The organism is Agilicoccus flavus, from assembly GCF_014857905.1.
In the GTDB taxonomy this organism is placed as follows: domain Bacteria; phylum Actinomycetota; class Actinomycetes; order Actinomycetales; family Dermatophilaceae; genus Agilicoccus; species Agilicoccus flavus.
Genome location: NZ_JACYXE010000010.1, coordinates 97917 through 111484 on the forward strand (window position 1 = coordinate 97917; position 13568 = coordinate 111484).

A 13568-nucleotide genomic window follows, 5' to 3' on the forward strand; every position below is an offset into this window, starting at 1 on the left:
GCCGAGGTCCGCCCAGGTCCCCGGCCTCGCCCGGAGCCCGGCCTATCCTGGAGGGCATGACCTCGACCAGCCCGACGCGAGGACGCGCCGCCGGCGATTCTGCCGGCCACGCCCTATCAGCCGGCGTCGGGTCGGCCGGTAACGGCGCCCTCGACGCCGCGTGGGTCGAGCACGTGGCGCAGGCCGTCGTCGCCTCTCCTCGCGGCGAGACGGCGGTGACGTACGCGCCGGCGACCGGGCGCGAGCTCGCGCGGCTCCCGCGCAGCACCGCCGAGGACGTCGCCGTCGCCTACGACGGGGCGCGCGACGTGCAACGCTCGTGGGCGCAGCTCCCGGTCTCCTCCCGCGCCGCGATCCTCCTGCGCTTCCACGACCTCGTCCTCGATCACCTCGAGGACCTGCTCGACCTCGTGCAGCTCGAGACGGGCAAGACGCGCCTGAACGCGCTCGAGGAGGTCGTGCACGTCGCCTCGGTCGCCCGCTACTACGCGCGCACGTCGGAGCGGACGCTGCGGTCGCGTCGCCTCGTCGGGTTCGTCCCCGGGCTGACCCAGGTCACACAGGTCAACCACCCCAAGGGCGTCGTCGGGATCGTCTCCCCGTGGAACTACCCGCTGTCGATGGGCATCACCGACGCCCTGCCCGCTCTCGTCGCCGGCAACGCCGTGGTCCTGCGGCCCGACCCGCAGACCCCGCTTACGGCCCTCGCCGCCGTCGACCTCCTGCATCGTGCCGGTCTGCCGCCGCGGGTCCTCCAGGTCGTGCTCGGCGACGGCCCCGACGTCGGCGCGGCCGTGCTCGACGCCGCCGATCACGTCTGCTTCACCGGGTCCACGGCCACCGGACGGACCGTCGCGGTGCGGGCCGCCGAGCGGCTCGTCGGGGCGAGCCTCGAGCTGGGCGGCAAGAACCCGATGTACGTGGCCGCCGACGCCGACGTGCCGCGCGCCGTCGAGGGCGCCCTGCGGGCGTGCTTCTCCTCGGCCGGCCAGTTGTGCGTGTCCGTCGAGCGGCTCCTGCTGCACGAGACGATCGCCGACGAGTTCCTGGCGGCGTTCGTGCCCGCGGTCGAGGGCCTGCGCCTGGGGGCGGGCCTGCACTGGGACGCCGACATGGGCTCGCTCGTGTCGAAGGCGCAGCTCGATCGCGTCTCCGCCTACGTGGACGACGCCGTGGCCGCGGGGGCGCGCGTGCTCACCGGCGGCACCGCCCGCCCCGACGTCGGGCCCTGGTTCTACGCCCCGACCGTCCTCAGCGACGTCGGCCCGTCGGCCCGGCTGCACCGCGAGGAGGTCTTCGGGCCCGTCGTCGCCGTCTCCCGGGTGCGCAGCGACGCCGAGGCGATCGCCGCGGCCAACGACACGGACTTCGGCCTGCACGCCTCGGTGTGGACCCGGGACCACGCCCGCGGGGTCGCCATCGCCTCCCTGCTGCGCGCCGGCTCGGTCGACGTCGACGAGGGGTACGCGGCCTCGTTCGCGAGCGCCGCCGCGCCCATGGGCGGGATGAAGGCGTCCGGGCTGGGCCGGCGCCAGGGTGTCGAGGGGCTGCTGAGGTTCACCGAGCCGCAGACCATCGCCGTGCAGCGCCTCGCCGGGCTGGGGGTGCCGGACGGCGTCGCCCCGCAGACCTTCGCCCGCGTCGCCACCGGTGCCCTGCGCGTCATGGGCCGCCTCGGGAGGGCTTGAGGTCGGTACCCACAGGGGCTCCGCCCGGCGCCGGTTCCGGGGGCCCCGGACGCCAGGACGGCCCAGGGGGCGCCCAGCCCCATGACCTAGCCTGGCGGCATGTGGCGGACGGCTCTTCGACCCCGGTGGCTGGGGCTGCTCGGGCTCGCGATCGTCATCGTCGTCGCCTTCGTCGAACTCGGCCTCTGGCAGCTCAACGCGGCGCGGGACGCCGGGCGCGCCGAACAGGTGGCCCGCATCCGGGCCATGCCGACCGCCGACATCGCGGCGATCGTCGGACCGCACGCCGTCATGGCAGGTGACGCCGTCGGGCGGTCCGTGTCCGCGAGAGGCCGCTACGACGCCGACCAGCAGGTGCTCGTCGCGCACCGCCGCCAGGGCGACCGCCAGGGCTTCTGGGTGGTCACGCCGCTCGTCGTCGAGGGGACCGGCGCCCGCCTGCCCGTCCTGCGGGGTTTCGTCGGCGACGCCGCGTCCGCCGCGGCGCCGCCGGCCGGCCGGGTGGGTGTGACCGGCACGCTGTCCCCGCCCGAGTCGGCGCCCAACGAACCCGTCGCGCTGCCGCCCGGGCAGATCCAGTCCGTGGACCTCGCGAACCTCGTCAACGAGTGGGACGCCTCCGTCTACAACGCGCTCGTCTTCGCCGGGGCCGAGACCGCCGACGGGGCGGCCGTCCCCACCGGCGGCGGACTCACCCGCGTGCCGCCGCCCGACCTCGCCGAGACCGAGCTGTCGTGGCGCAACCTCGCCTACGCGGCGCAGTGGTGGGTCTTCGCCGCGTTCGTCCTCTACATGTGGTCGCGGATGGTCGCCGACGACCACCACCGCACCCTGCTCGCCGCCGCGCAGGACCGCGAGGGCGCACCGGCCGCGGACGGCGGCGACGACGCCCCGAGCGCAGCCTCGACCACCCCGGCCTCGGCCGCCAGGACCACTTCGGCCCCGGCCGCCTCGACCACCCCGGCCCCGGCCGCCACGACCACTGCGGTACCGACCGCCAGGACCACTGCGGCCCCGGCCGCCACGACGACACCCGACCCGACGACCACCAGGACCGACACATGACGACCCCCGCGCTCGACCGCGACAAGCTCCGCTCCTCCCTCACCTTCTTCCGGGTCATGGCGTTCATCGTCGGCATCGGCCTGCTCGTGCTCGTCGTCGAGATGGTGCTCGGCTACGGCTTCGGGATGAAGGGCACGGACAATCCGCTGCACTGGTGGCCGCAGCCGCACGGGTTCCTCTACATCGTCTACCTCGCCGCCGTGGCCAACCTCGGGTTCACGGCCCGGTGGTCGCTGCCGAAGATGGTCGGCGTCATGCTCGCCGGGTGTGTCCCGTTCCTGTCGTTCTGGGTGGAGCACCGCGTGAGCCGGGGCCTGCTCCCGCAGGTGGCCGGGGGCCGGGACGCACAGGTCCAGGATTCGACGCGCCGGTAGACTCCTGGCCGTGACCGACCCGAGCGCGCCCCAGCCCGACCCGCACGACTCGCCCGTCCTCGTCGTCGACTATGGCGCCCAGTACGCGCAGCTCATCGCCCGGCGGGTCCGCGAGGCCGGGGTGTTCAGCGAGGTCGTCCCGCACACGAGCAGCGTCGCCGACCTCCTGGCCCGCGAGCCGGGCGCGATCATCCTCTCCGGCGGGCCCTCGTCGGTGTACGCCGAGGGCGCGCCCCCGCTCGACCCCGAGATCCTCGCGGCCGGCGTCCCTGTGTTCGGCATGTGCTACGGCTTCCAGGCCATGGTGCAGGCGCTCGGCGGCACCGTCTCGCGCACGGGTCTGGGCGAGTACGGGGCGACGAAGGCGTCGGTCTCCGACCGCGAGTCCACGCTGTTCAACGGCCAGCCCGACGCCCAGTCGGTGTGGATGTCGCACGGCGACAGCGTGACCGAGGCACCCGACGGCATGCGGGTCACCGCGTCGACGCCCGGGGCGCCGGTCGCGGCGTTCGAGGACGACGACCGTCGCCTCTACGGCGTGCAGTGGCACCCCGAGGTCATGCACTCGACGTTCGGCCAGCGGGTCCTCGAGAACTTCCTGCGGCGTGGCGCTCGCCTGGAGGCGACGTGGAACCCCGAGAGCATCGTCGCCGAGCAGGTCGAGCGGATCCGCGCCGCCGTGGGTGACGCCCGCGTCGTCTGCGGGCTGTCGGGCGGCGTCGACTCCTCGGTGGCCGCGGCCCTCGTCCAGAAGGCCGTGGGGGACCAGCTGACCTGCGTGTTCATCGACCACGGGCTGCTGCGCGAGGGTGAGGCCGAGCAGGTCGAGCAGGACTTCGTCGCCGCCACGGGCGTCGACCTCGTCGTCGTCGACGCGGCCGAGCAGTTCCTGTCCGCGCTCGCCGGGGTCACCGACCCGGAGCAGAAGCGCAACATCATCGGGCGCGAGTTCATCCGCTGCTTCGAGCAGGCCGCCCGCGACATCGTCGGCTCGGCCGACGCCGACGGGCACCCGGTCGAGTTCCTCGTGCAGGGGACCCTCTACCCCGACGTCGTCGAGTCCGGCGGCGGGACCGGCGCCGCGAACATCAAGAGCCACCACAACGTGGGCGGGCTGCCCGACGACCTGCAGTTCACGCTCATCGAGCCGCTGCGCGACCTGTTCAAGGACGAGGTGCGCCAGGTCGGGCTCGAGCTGGGGGTGCCCGAGGGCATCGTGTGGCGCCAACCGTTCCCCGGCCCGGGATTGGGCATCCGGATCATCGGCGAGGTGACCGCGTCGCGGCTCGAGACGCTGCGCCGGGCCGACGCCATCGCACGCGCCGAGCTGACCGAGGCCGGCCTCGACCGCGACATCTGGCAGTGCCCGGTCGTCCTCCTCGCCGACGTGCGGTCGGTCGGCGTGCAGGGCGACGGCCGCTCGTACGGTCACCCCGTCGTCCTGCGGCCCGTGAGCAGCGAGGACGCGATGACGGCCGACTGGTCCCGCGTGCCCTACGACGTGCTCGGCCAGATCTCGACCCGCATCACCAACGAGGTGGCCGAGGTGAACCGGGTGGTGCTGGACGTGACGTCCAAGCCGCCCGGCACGATCGAGTGGGAGTGACCCGCGGGTTCGGCAGGTGACGTGCCCGCCGTGGTGGGGTGTGAGCGGGTCGCTCCTGCGACAGTGGGTTCGAGTGGGAGTGACCCGCGGGTACGGCAGGTGACGTGCCCGCCGTGGTGGGGTGTGAGCGGGTCGCTCCTGCGACAGTGGGTTCGAGTGGGAGTGACCCGCGGGTACGGCAGGTGACGTCGCTCGCCGAGGTGAGGTGTGAGCGGGTCGCTCCTGCGACAGTGGGTTCGAGTGGGAGTGACCCGCGGGTACGGCAGGTGACGTGCCGGTCGAGGTGGGTTGTGAGCGGGTCGCTCCTGCGACCAGGAGTTGGAGTGGGAGTGACATGAGTGACGTCGAGGGCAACCTGAACCACGAGATGGCGTCGTCGCGGGCGGGTGCGGGGCGCTTGCTCACGCCCGACGAGGCAGGGGCCGGCGCCGAGGCAGAGGGCACCACCCAGCTCCCGCCGTTCGGGGTCGACGAGCTGGCGGCGCGGGCGCGCGGCTACTACACCGCCGTCGACTCGGGTGACGTCGACGCGGTGCTCGCGTGCTTCTCCGAGGACGCGGTGTACCGCCGCCCGGGGTACGAGCCGATCGTCGGGTCGGCGGGCCTGCGCGAGTTCTACGGCGGCGTACGGGTCATCAGCTCCGGCGCTCACGAGCTGGACGAGGTGGTCGTGCAGGGCATGTCGGCGGCGACGCGCGGCGTGTTCACGGGCCGGCTGCGCGACGGGTCGGACACCCGCGTGGGGTTCGCCGATTTCTTCGGCTTCGACGACGCGGGGCGCATCCGCACCCGCTCGACGTTCTTCGACGCGCCCGCCGTCTGAGGATCGGTCGCCGGCTCCACCCGCGCGGGAGGGCCGTGCGCACACGCTCGAGCGCGGTCGGCTCACGTCCTCGCGCGCTGGGTGACGACGATGCACGACAGGACGACGATCGCGGTGAGCGGCACCTCCGGCGGGAGGTGTTCGCCCATGAGCAGGACGGCCCACGTGAGGGTGAGCAGCGGTTGGGCGAGCTGGAGCTGGCTGGCGCGCCCGACGCCGATGAGGCCCATGCCCCGGTACCAGACGACGAAGCCGAGGAACTGGGAGACGCACCCGATGTAGAGCATCCCGCCGACCGCGGTGGGGGTCGGGTGGACGGGCTCGACGCCGAGGGCCCACGTGCTCAGCGCGAGGTTGGCGGGGGCGGCGAGCAGGACGCCCCAGGCGATGACGCGCCACCCGGGCATGTGGGCGGACAGGCCCCCGCCCTCGGCGTAGCCCGCCGCGCAGAGCAGGAGCGCGCCGAAGAGGAAGAGGTCGGCGGCGGTGGGCACGCCGTGGTTCTGCGACAGCGTGAATCCGAGCACGGTGGAGGCGCCGAGCCCGGCCGCGCCCCAGAAGAGCGGCGAGTGGCGGCGGCCGGTCCGCCACGCGGAGATGCCGGCGGTGGCCATGGGCAGGGCGCCGATGACGACCGCCGAGTGCGCCGTGGTGGACGTCTGCAGCGCGAGGGTGGTCAGGAGCGGGAAGCCGATCGCGCAGCCCACGGCGACGACGGCGAGCGCCGGCCAGTCGTCCCGCCGGGGCAGCGGACCCCGCCTGAGCAGGAGAGCCGCGGCGGCGAGGAGGGCGGCGAGCACGCCTCGGACGCCGGTCGCGCTCCAGGGGCCGAACCCGTCCAGCGCCCAGACCGTTGCGGGGAAGCTGAAGGAGAAGGCGAGGACCCCCGAGGCGGCGAGGGCGCTACCCCGCGCCGCCGATGGTGCCACCCGCGAGGCGACGATATCGCTACTATTTGCCGTCATGAAAGACAGTAGCAGTTCGGCCGACGTCATCGCCGGTCGTCTGGCCGCCGAGGTCGGGCCCTTGGCGCCGGGGACCCGACTGCCCTCCCAACGGGAGCTCGTCCGTCGCTTCGGTGCGAGTGCGACGACGATCGCGCAGGCGCTCAACCGCCTCGCGCTCGCGGGACTCCTCGAGACCCGCCCCGGGGCCGGGACGTTCCGGGCCGCGCGGACGCGCCCGCGCACCGGCGGCGACACCGCCTGGCAGGAGGCCGCGCTCGAGCTGACCGAGGGGCTCGCCGAGCGGCCGACGCTCGCCCGGCGGTTCGCCGGCTCGGCGCTCGCCGACACCCTGACGGCGACCGCCCCCGACACGATCGACCTCAACGGCGGCTACCTGCACCCCACCCTCCAACCGGCCGGTCTCCTCGCGAGCGCGCTCACCCGGGTCTCGCGGCGGCCCGAGGCGTGGGAGCGACCGCCCGCCGCGGGCGTTCCCGCCCTGCGGGACTGGTTCGCCCAGGACATCGGCGGCGGCCTCGACCGGCACGACGTGCTCGTCGCGCCCGGAGGGCAGAGCGCGCTGGCCACCGCGCTGCGCGCCCTCACCGGCCCGGGCGACGCGGTGGTCGTCGAGGCCCCGACCTACCCCGGCACCATCGCCGCCGCCGCGGCGGCGAGCCTGCGCGCGGTCCCGACCCCGCTGGACGCCCGCGGGATCATCCCCGATCACCTCGACGAGGCGCTCACCCGCTCGCGCGCCCGGGTCGTCGTCGTCCAGCCGCTGCACCAGAATCCGACCGGGACGGCCATGGACGCCGAGCGCCGGCGCGAGGTGCGCGACGTCGCTCGCCGGCACCGCGCGTTCCTCGTCGAGGACGACTTCGCCCGGCACCTCACCCACCCGGGCGCGTGGAGCCCGCCACCGCCCCTCGTCGACGACGACCCCGACGGCACCGTGGTGCACATCCGGTCCCTGACGAAGATCTCGTCGCCCAACCTTCGGGTGGCGGCGCTCGCCGCGCGGGGGCCGGTCCTCGGCCGGCTCCGGGCCGCGCTCACCGTCGACACGCTCCTCGTCCCGGCGGTGCTGCAGCACACGGCCCTCGAGGTCGTGACCGCCCCGGGATGGCGGCGGTCGGTCACCGCGCTGCAGCGTGAGCTGCGCGATCGCTGCCACGCCGCGAGCGCCGCCCTCGTCGACGCGCTCGGCGAGGACGTGCTGCCCCACCGTCCCCGTGGCGGCTACCACCTGTGGGTCGCGCTGCCGGGGGGGCGCGCCGGGACGGACGTCGCGCGGGACGCCGCGGCAGCGGGGGTCGCCGTGACGCCCGGCCGCAACTACTACGCCCCCGGCAACGACGAACGCCCCTTCGTCCGGCTCAGCTACGTCGCGGCGCCGACGCCGCGAGACGTCGAGACCGCCGCGGGGCGCCTCGTCGACATGATCCGCGGCCCGGGCGGCTCGTGAGTCACGCGCAGTCCGACCCGCGCGCCCGGTCGCGCGACGTGGCTCGAGGACGACGAACCGTAGGGACGACACGGGGTGGGTCGGGGGCGGGAGGGACGGCGCTGTGAACTTCGGTGATATCGGAGGGTGGCGGAGAAGGTCGATCAGTGGCCGGGCGCGGACAGGCCGGCGAGCAGCCGCTCGGCGTCGTCCGATCTGGAGTCGAGCAGCGTCCAGGCGGTTCTCGACACCCCGGGATGCCTGCTGCGGTCCACGTCCCCCAGAGCGGCTCGCAGATCGGCGGCGACATCGACGACAGCAGCCACGGCCCGATCGCGATCGACGTTCCAGGACACGATCTCGTCGACGACGTGCAGGACGGTGACGTCCTCGACGTCGCGGCGCCCGGCGATGTCGAGAGCGAACCGGTGGGGACCCCGGTGGTGCAGGTGAGCGCCGATGTCATAGGCGGGCGCCAGTCGCACCTCGCCGTTCTCGTACCGGAGGAACGACGTGTTCTTGGCGTGATGGTCGGTGTTGCCGACGAGGAACGAGAGAACGTCACCAGCCGGGCCAGCGGCGACAGCATCCCGCCCCCGGCCCGCAGGACGTCCGCAGCGTGTCGCCACGAGGGCAGCGCCGCCACGCGCCGCCCGGATCGCGGACCACGCCGATCTTGGGGACCAGGCCCGCCAGCGAGATGGAGGTGAGTCGGCCCGTGTATCGGCCCATGCCCGCTTCGGTGAGCCGCCGGGCGAACTCGGTGTCGTCGAGCACGTCGCCCGGCGCGGATGCCGGTGCGTCCGGAGGTTCTCCGGGCGCGGTCACCGTGATGGCCCCGGCGGTGTCGACGCCGCACCGGTGGAGCAGGGCGTAGGTGTCGTCGGGATCGAGGCCGAGGTTCAGAGCGCGGCGGGTGCGAAGGTCGCCCTCAGGAAGAAGTCCGTCGATGAAGGCGGTGACGCGCGCGTCGACACCCCGCGCGTCGCCATGGACGGGGAGACCGTACGAGACGACGCGTCTCCCGTCGCCCCAGTGCCTCGCCGCACCGTGGGTCCACTCCCCATGCACGCGGCCAGGGATTCGCGCATGGTGCCCGCGGGTCACGACCGCCGCGTGGATGCCGTACAGGTGGACGTCGAGCGCGGGCGGGACGCTCACCATCCCAGGTCCTTGACCGGGGAGTGCGTCTCACCTTCGGCGTGGCCGCTCACGCGGACCACGCCGTGTGCCGCCCCCTCGGTCGGCCCGGTCTCGAGCACGACCCGGATGCCGAGTTCGCGCAGTACGGCGGCGAGGCGATCGACGAACAAGGTGGAGTGCCCGGTCTCCAGCTCGTTGACGAAGCGACGCCCCACACCCGCGCGCTCGGCCAGCTGTGCCTGCGTCAAGCCCGCGCTTCACCGCACCGCTCCGACGAACGTGCCCACGTCGTCCACCCGCCGGGGCGACGTCCACCGGCCACCAGGCGGCGAATGCGCATTTTGCGCTCATCGGGCAATTATGCGGACATCCATACACGGCACCAGGTGGTGGCCGCCCCGGCCCGGTCGAGGTGCGTCGAGGGGGGCCGTGTCGACGGGGGCGGGCCGTACGCTGGACCGATCGAGAACGGGAGGCGTCGATGACCACGAACGACACGCGAGGGCGGGTCGACCCGCGCCGGGTGGTGCAGGGCTACTACGACGCGCTCGACGCCGACGACATCGACGCCGTGCTCGCGGCGTTCAGCGGCGACGTCCTCTACCGGCGGCCGGGGTACGACCGGATCGTCGGCCTGGAGGCGCTGCGCCGTTACTACGCGAGCGATCGCAAGCTCGCACCCGGGCGGCACGTCGTCCGGTCCATGCTCGTCGACGGCAACGAGGTCGCCGCCCACGGGCAGTGGGAGGGCGAGCTGCGCGAGGGCGGGCGCCGCTCGGTCGGGTTCGCCGCGTTCTTCACCATCGACGGCAACGGCCGCATCGCCTCGCACACGACGTACTTCCACGTGCCCGCGGTCTGAAAGGGCCCAGGCCGCAGGCCGCGTCGACGCGGGGTCGGTGCCGGCTCGGCATCGACCCGGCGCCGTGGGGGCCCGCGGGCGGCCGCGCGGCGTCGTCGAGCCGTCGAACGCGCTGCGCGGCGCGTGCACAGAGGTGCAGGTCAGAGGTGCAGGCCCGGCGCTCGGGGGCGCTCCACGAACCCACGGTGGTCGCGGGGATCGCCGTGCCGGAGCAATCGCGGGCGAGAGCTACGGCGACCTCAGGCGGGAGGGCGCAGCAGGTCGGCGGCGGCACGGTCGGCCGACGTGATGCACGAGGCGAGGCCGATGCCGTCGTACGAGGCGCCCGCGAGCGCCACCCCCGGCAGGTCGGCGGCGAGTGCGGCGCGAGCGGCGGCCATCCGGTCGAGGTGGCCGACGGTGAGCTGCGGCAGGCCCGGGTCCCAGCGCTGCACGAGGGTGTCGACCGGGGCCGCGTCGATGCCGGTCAGCCGGGCGAAGTCGGCGAGCAGCCCGCTGACGAGGTCGGGGTCGGACAGACCCGCCACGACGTCGGCGCCGGCCCGGCCCGCCGACAGGCGCACCAGGTAGAGGTCGTCGTCGTGCGCCGCGTCGCCGCGCGCTCCGCCGTCCGCGCCGTCCCCCGTCGTGCCGTCGCCCGCCGCTGTGCCGACGGGTGAGGGCGCGGCGAGGTGGGGCCACTTGGTCGACAGGTGGGTGGCCGCCTTGAGCAGGCCGCCGGCCTCGCTCGGCACGAGGATGCCGGTGCCGGCCAGGGCGGCCGCGCCCGCGACGTCCCGCCGCCGGAACGCGACCACGACGGCCGCGGTGCTCGCGTAGCGCGTCCGGCGCAGCGGTGCCGCGGCGCCCGGAGCCGGCCCGTCGAGCAGCCGGGCGGCGACGTGCGCGGGGACGGCGAGGACGACGCCGTCGACGCGTTCTCGCGCTCGGGGCCCGGGCCGGCGGTCGGCGCGTCCATCGGCGGGTGACGTGGTGAGCACGTAGCCGTCGCCGTCCCGGTCGAGGGCGTCGACGCGGGTGCCGGTGCGCACAGGGGAGGGCAGGTCGGCGGCGATGCGGTCCAGGAGGGTGCTGAGGCCGGTCCGGAACGTCGCGAACGTCACCGGGGGGCCCGGCGGGGTGCCGGCGGCGGCCGGTGTCCCCGGCCCACCCGAGGGTCGCTCCGTCGCGGGGGCCACGGGCCGGGTCGTCGCGGGCGCGCGGCGCAGCACGAGGGAGCGCCCCGAGGACGCGGCGGACACGAGAGTGGGCACGCAGGCGCGCAGGCTGAGGCGTCCGACGTCGCCGGAGTGCAGCCCCCCGAGCAGCGGGTCGACGAGCCGCGCCGTCACCTGGGGGCCGAACCGGGACGTCGTGAACGCGCCCACGGACGTGTCGTGGCCAGCGCGCAGCCGGCGGGAGGTGCGGGCGCGCAGCGGCTCGAGCCCCGCGCGGAGCAGACCGGCGGGGGAGAGGAATCCGCTGCGCAGGACGGGCCACAGGCGCGTCGGGCCGGCCGGGCCCACGCCCGCCGGGAGGCGGCGTAGGCGCCCCGACGTCCAGACGAGGCTCGCGCCGGGCACCGAACCGACGACGTCACCCATGACACCGAGTTCGTCGAGGAGGGCGCGGGCAGCGGGCGCGAGCAGGTGGAGGGCCTCGGCCCCGACGTCGACGCGGCGCCCCGCGAAGGGCACGGTCCGGATCTGACCGCCGACGCGGTCGCCGGCCTCGAGGACGAGCACGTCGACCCCGGCGAGATGCAGGCGGCGGGCGGCCAGGAGGCCCGTGAGGCCGGCCCCGACGACGGCGACCCGGCAGGGGCGCGGCGGGGTGGACATCGGGGCCTCGTTCGGTCGGGCGTGGCTGACGGGGGTGCGGGTGTCGGCGGCGGCGCGCCGGCCCGACCAGCGTATCCGCCGCCCTCGCTCACCCCGCGACGACCCGGGCGCGGGCAGCCACGTCCCCGAGGACCGCCGCCGGAGTCGGCCCGCGGGACGGCCGGGCGTGGACGGGCCGCGCTGGCACCGCGTCCACACCGACCCCGCGTGCGGACCGGCGGCGTCGGAGAACGCCGGCTCGTCCCTGAGGCGAGGGCCGGTGGCGCCGCGACGTGCCGACCCCACGCCGCGACGCGCGGCGGTCGTCCCGACCACCATCGCGGGCGGGGCGCCCAGCGGCGCGTCGTGCCGGCGCGGTGCGTGCGACCCCACGCCGCGGCGCGCCGACCCCTCGCCGTGACGCACCGACCCCACGCCGGCACTGCCGGCCCCACGCCGGCACCGCCGGCGCCCGGGAGACGCGATCTGCCGCCCTCGACGTGGACGGACGCCGCGGCGACACCGACGCTGTCGTCGGACCGTCGACACCCCGGACGTGGGTTCGGCGCGGGCTCGCCGCCCGGCCGGGGCAGGGTTTGCCGCCCGGTGGCCGCTCCCCGCCCCGGTACGCTGGTCGTTCCCCTCGTCGCCGGCCGAGCCGCCGTCGAGCTGTCGGTGAGCGGCCCCCGGGCCGCCACCGGGCAGTGGCCGGCAGGTGCCGGTCGCGGTGCCGCGGGGCGCGAGGGGTGAGGTGGGGGTGGGGGCGGACCCGTGCCTCGCTCACCCCGTGGGCGTCCAGGAGACGTCCAGGGGTCCGACGGACGACTGGGGCAGGGTGGTGGGATGACGATGACACGCGACGCGATTCCGGGGGAGAGGCCTCCGTCGCGCCGGAACGGACCCGGCGACTCCGTCGGCGACGCCGACCGGGCCGCACGCGAGGGCGGACGACAGGCCGGACGGAGCGAGGTGCGCCGGGTCGGCGCGCTCGCGCCGACCCTCGTCGGCCTGGGGGCGGCCTGCGTGGTCGTCGCGGTCGTCGGGGTGGTCTGGACCCACCTCGGCCAGCGGGCCGACGAGCGGTCGCGCTGGTCGATCGCGCTGCCCGACGAGACGCGCGCCGCCGTCATGGACTGGCTCGATCTCGTCAGCGTTCCCTTCGTGGCCGTCGGCATGATCGCCGCCGTCGTCCTCGCGCTCGTGCAGGGACGGGTGCGCCGGGCGGCCGCGGCCGGACTGCTCGTCGCCGGCGCGAACGTGACCACCCAGGTGCTCAAGGCCGGGATCCCGCGGCCCTTCTACGGCATCGGGTCCGACAACAGCCTCCCCAGCGGACACACGACGGTCCTCGTGTCCCTCTCGCTCGCGGCGATCCTCGTCCTGCCGCGGCCCCTGCGGGCGCCGGCGGTGTTCCTCGCGAGCGCCGTGGGCACCTTCACGGGCGCCGCGGTCGTCGTCGAGCGCTGGCACCGACCGAGCGACGTCGTCGCGGCGTTCGGCGTCTGCGGCCTGTGGGCGGGGCTCGCCCTCCTCGTGGCGGGGGCCGTGCACGTGGGGCGCGTCCGCCCGGCGCGCCGGTTCTGGCTGCACCTCGCGTGCGGGCTCGTGGGCGCCGCCGTCGTCGGCGCGCTCCTCGTGGCCGGGGGCCTGGTCGCCCACGGCGAGACGACGAACGTGCTCGTCGGCGGCGTCATGCTCACCGTCCTCGGGCTCTCCAGCGCGCTGCTGTGCGCCCTCGTCGCGGTCGGCGCCGACTCCCGGGACGCACCCCGGGCCGGCTGAGCCGCCGCTGCCGCACGACCCCGGGGGAGGGG

Annotated in this window: 13 protein-coding genes; 8 read left to right on the forward strand and 5 right to left on the reverse strand. The window is 75.4% G+C overall.

All coding sequences use genetic code 11. The features are described from left to right. Positions 1 to 56 precede the first annotated feature (56 nt). The 5 genes from ICW24_RS15085 to ICW24_RS15105 all read left to right on the forward strand — a co-directional run bounded on the left by ICW24_RS15085 (position 57) and on the right by ICW24_RS15105 (position 5556). Positions 57 to 1688 (forward strand): succinic semialdehyde dehydrogenase, encoded by a 1632-nt coding sequence (locus ICW24_RS15085; RefSeq protein WP_226346546.1) that lies wholly within the window; start codon positions 57 to 59, stop codon positions 1686 to 1688. Positions 1689 to 1787: 99 nt separating this feature from the next. After that, positions 1788 to 2753, forward strand: coding sequence for an SURF1 family protein (locus ICW24_RS15090; RefSeq protein WP_226346547.1), 966 nt, complete (start codon positions 1788 to 1790; stop codon positions 2751 to 2753). Further along, positions 2750 to 3127: a DUF3817 domain-containing protein gene (locus ICW24_RS15095; RefSeq protein ID WP_226346548.1), complete on the forward strand. Its 378-nt coding sequence runs from the start codon at positions 2750 to 2752 to the stop codon at positions 3125 to 3127. Before ICW24_RS15090 ends, ICW24_RS15095 begins: the two co-directional genes overlap by 4 nt. Before the next feature lie 10 nt (positions 3128 to 3137). Then, on the forward strand, positions 3138 to 4733 hold the full coding sequence (guaA, locus tag ICW24_RS15100) for a glutamine-hydrolyzing GMP synthase (RefSeq protein WP_226346549.1): 1596 nt from the start codon (positions 3138 to 3140) through the stop codon (positions 4731 to 4733). Between the two features lie 334 nt (positions 4734 to 5067). Then, positions 5068 to 5556: a nuclear transport factor 2 family protein gene (locus tag ICW24_RS15105; protein WP_307781357.1), complete on the forward strand. Its 489-nt coding sequence runs from the start codon at positions 5068 to 5070 to the stop codon at positions 5554 to 5556. A 62-nt stretch (positions 5557 to 5618) separates the two neighbouring features. Here ICW24_RS15105 and ICW24_RS15110 read toward each other — a convergent pair whose 3' ends face one another. Further along, on the reverse strand, positions 5619 to 6521 hold the full coding sequence (locus ICW24_RS15110; RefSeq protein WP_226346550.1) for a DMT family transporter: 903 nt from the start codon (positions 6519 to 6521) through the stop codon (positions 5619 to 5621). Between ICW24_RS15110 and ICW24_RS15115 the strand changes: the two genes are divergently transcribed. Beyond that, a complete protein-coding gene (locus ICW24_RS15115) occupies positions 6520 to 7971 on the forward strand; it encodes an aminotransferase-like domain-containing protein (RefSeq protein ID WP_226346551.1) in 1452 nt (483 codons plus the stop codon). The genes ICW24_RS15110 and ICW24_RS15115 overlap by 2 nt on opposite strands. Before the next feature lie 143 nt (positions 7972 to 8114). On the opposite strand, the gene ICW24_RS15120 is transcribed toward ICW24_RS15115, so the two are convergent. Genes ICW24_RS15120 through ICW24_RS15130 form a run of 3 tightly spaced genes read right to left on the reverse strand, consistent with a single transcriptional unit; the run spans position 8115 to position 9341 of the window. Continuing rightward, a complete protein-coding gene (locus ICW24_RS15120; protein ID WP_226346552.1) occupies positions 8115 to 8579 on the reverse strand; it encodes a HipA domain-containing protein in 465 nt (154 codons plus the stop codon). Then, positions 8512 to 9114: a HipA N-terminal domain-containing protein gene (locus ICW24_RS15125; protein WP_226346553.1), complete on the reverse strand. Its 603-nt coding sequence runs from the start codon at positions 9112 to 9114 to the stop codon at positions 8512 to 8514. The genes ICW24_RS15120 and ICW24_RS15125 overlap by 68 nt, the downstream gene beginning before the upstream one ends. Then, positions 9108 to 9341: a helix-turn-helix domain-containing protein gene (locus tag ICW24_RS15130; RefSeq protein ID WP_226346554.1), complete on the reverse strand. Its 234-nt coding sequence runs from the start codon at positions 9339 to 9341 to the stop codon at positions 9108 to 9110. Before ICW24_RS15130 ends, ICW24_RS15125 begins: the two co-directional genes overlap by 7 nt. Positions 9342 to 9574: 233 nt before the next feature. Between ICW24_RS15130 and ICW24_RS15135 the strand changes: the two genes are divergently transcribed. Continuing rightward, positions 9575 to 9955, forward strand: a complete 381-nt coding sequence (locus ICW24_RS15135) for a nuclear transport factor 2 family protein (RefSeq protein WP_226346555.1) — start codon at positions 9575 to 9577, stop codon at positions 9953 to 9955. Positions 9956 to 10194: 239 nt separating this feature from the next. Here ICW24_RS15135 and hemG read toward each other — a convergent pair whose 3' ends face one another. After that, entirely contained in the window at positions 10195 to 11775 is a 1581-nt protein-coding gene (gene hemG / locus ICW24_RS15140) for a protoporphyrinogen oxidase (RefSeq protein ID WP_226346556.1), read from the reverse strand. An 822-nt stretch (positions 11776 to 12597) separates the two neighbouring features. On the opposite strand from hemG, the gene ICW24_RS15145 reads away from it, so the two are divergent. Next, entirely contained in the window at positions 12598 to 13536 is a 939-nt protein-coding gene (locus ICW24_RS15145) for a phosphatase PAP2 family protein (protein WP_226346557.1), read from the forward strand. Positions 13537 to 13568 lie beyond the last annotated feature (32 nt).

Bases quoted from the DNA above. Each gene is read 5' to 3' on its own strand.
- ICW24_RS15095 (WP_226346548.1), top strand. From the start codon at position 2,750: ATGACGACCCCCGCGCTCGACCGCGACAAGCTCCGCTCCTCCCTCACC.
- ICW24_RS15125 (WP_226346553.1), bottom strand. From the start codon at position 9,114: ATGGTGAGCGTCCCGCCCGCGCTCGACGTCCACCTGTACGGCATCCAC.
- ICW24_RS15085 (WP_226346546.1), top strand. From the start codon at position 57: ATGACCTCGACCAGCCCGACGCGAGGACGCGCCGCCGGCGATTCTGCC.
- ICW24_RS15105 (WP_307781357.1), top strand. From the start codon at position 5,068: ATGAGTGACGTCGAGGGCAACCTGAACCACGAGATGGCGTCGTCGCGG.
- ICW24_RS15110 (WP_226346550.1), bottom strand. From the start codon at position 6,521: ATGACGGCAAATAGTAGCGATATCGTCGCCTCGCGGGTGGCACCATCG.
- ICW24_RS15135 (WP_226346555.1), top strand. From the start codon at position 9,575: ATGACCACGAACGACACGCGAGGGCGGGTCGACCCGCGCCGGGTGGTG.
- ICW24_RS15145 (WP_226346557.1), top strand. From the start codon at position 12,598: ATGACGATGACACGCGACGCGATTCCGGGGGAGAGGCCTCCGTCGCGC.
- ICW24_RS15090 (WP_226346547.1), top strand. From the start codon at position 1,788: ATGTGGCGGACGGCTCTTCGACCCCGGTGGCTGGGGCTGCTCGGGCTC.
- hemG (WP_226346556.1), bottom strand. From the start codon at position 11,775: ATGTCCACCCCGCCGCGCCCCTGCCGGGTCGCCGTCGTCGGGGCCGGC.
- ICW24_RS15115 (WP_226346551.1), top strand. From the start codon at position 6,520: ATGAAAGACAGTAGCAGTTCGGCCGACGTCATCGCCGGTCGTCTGGCC.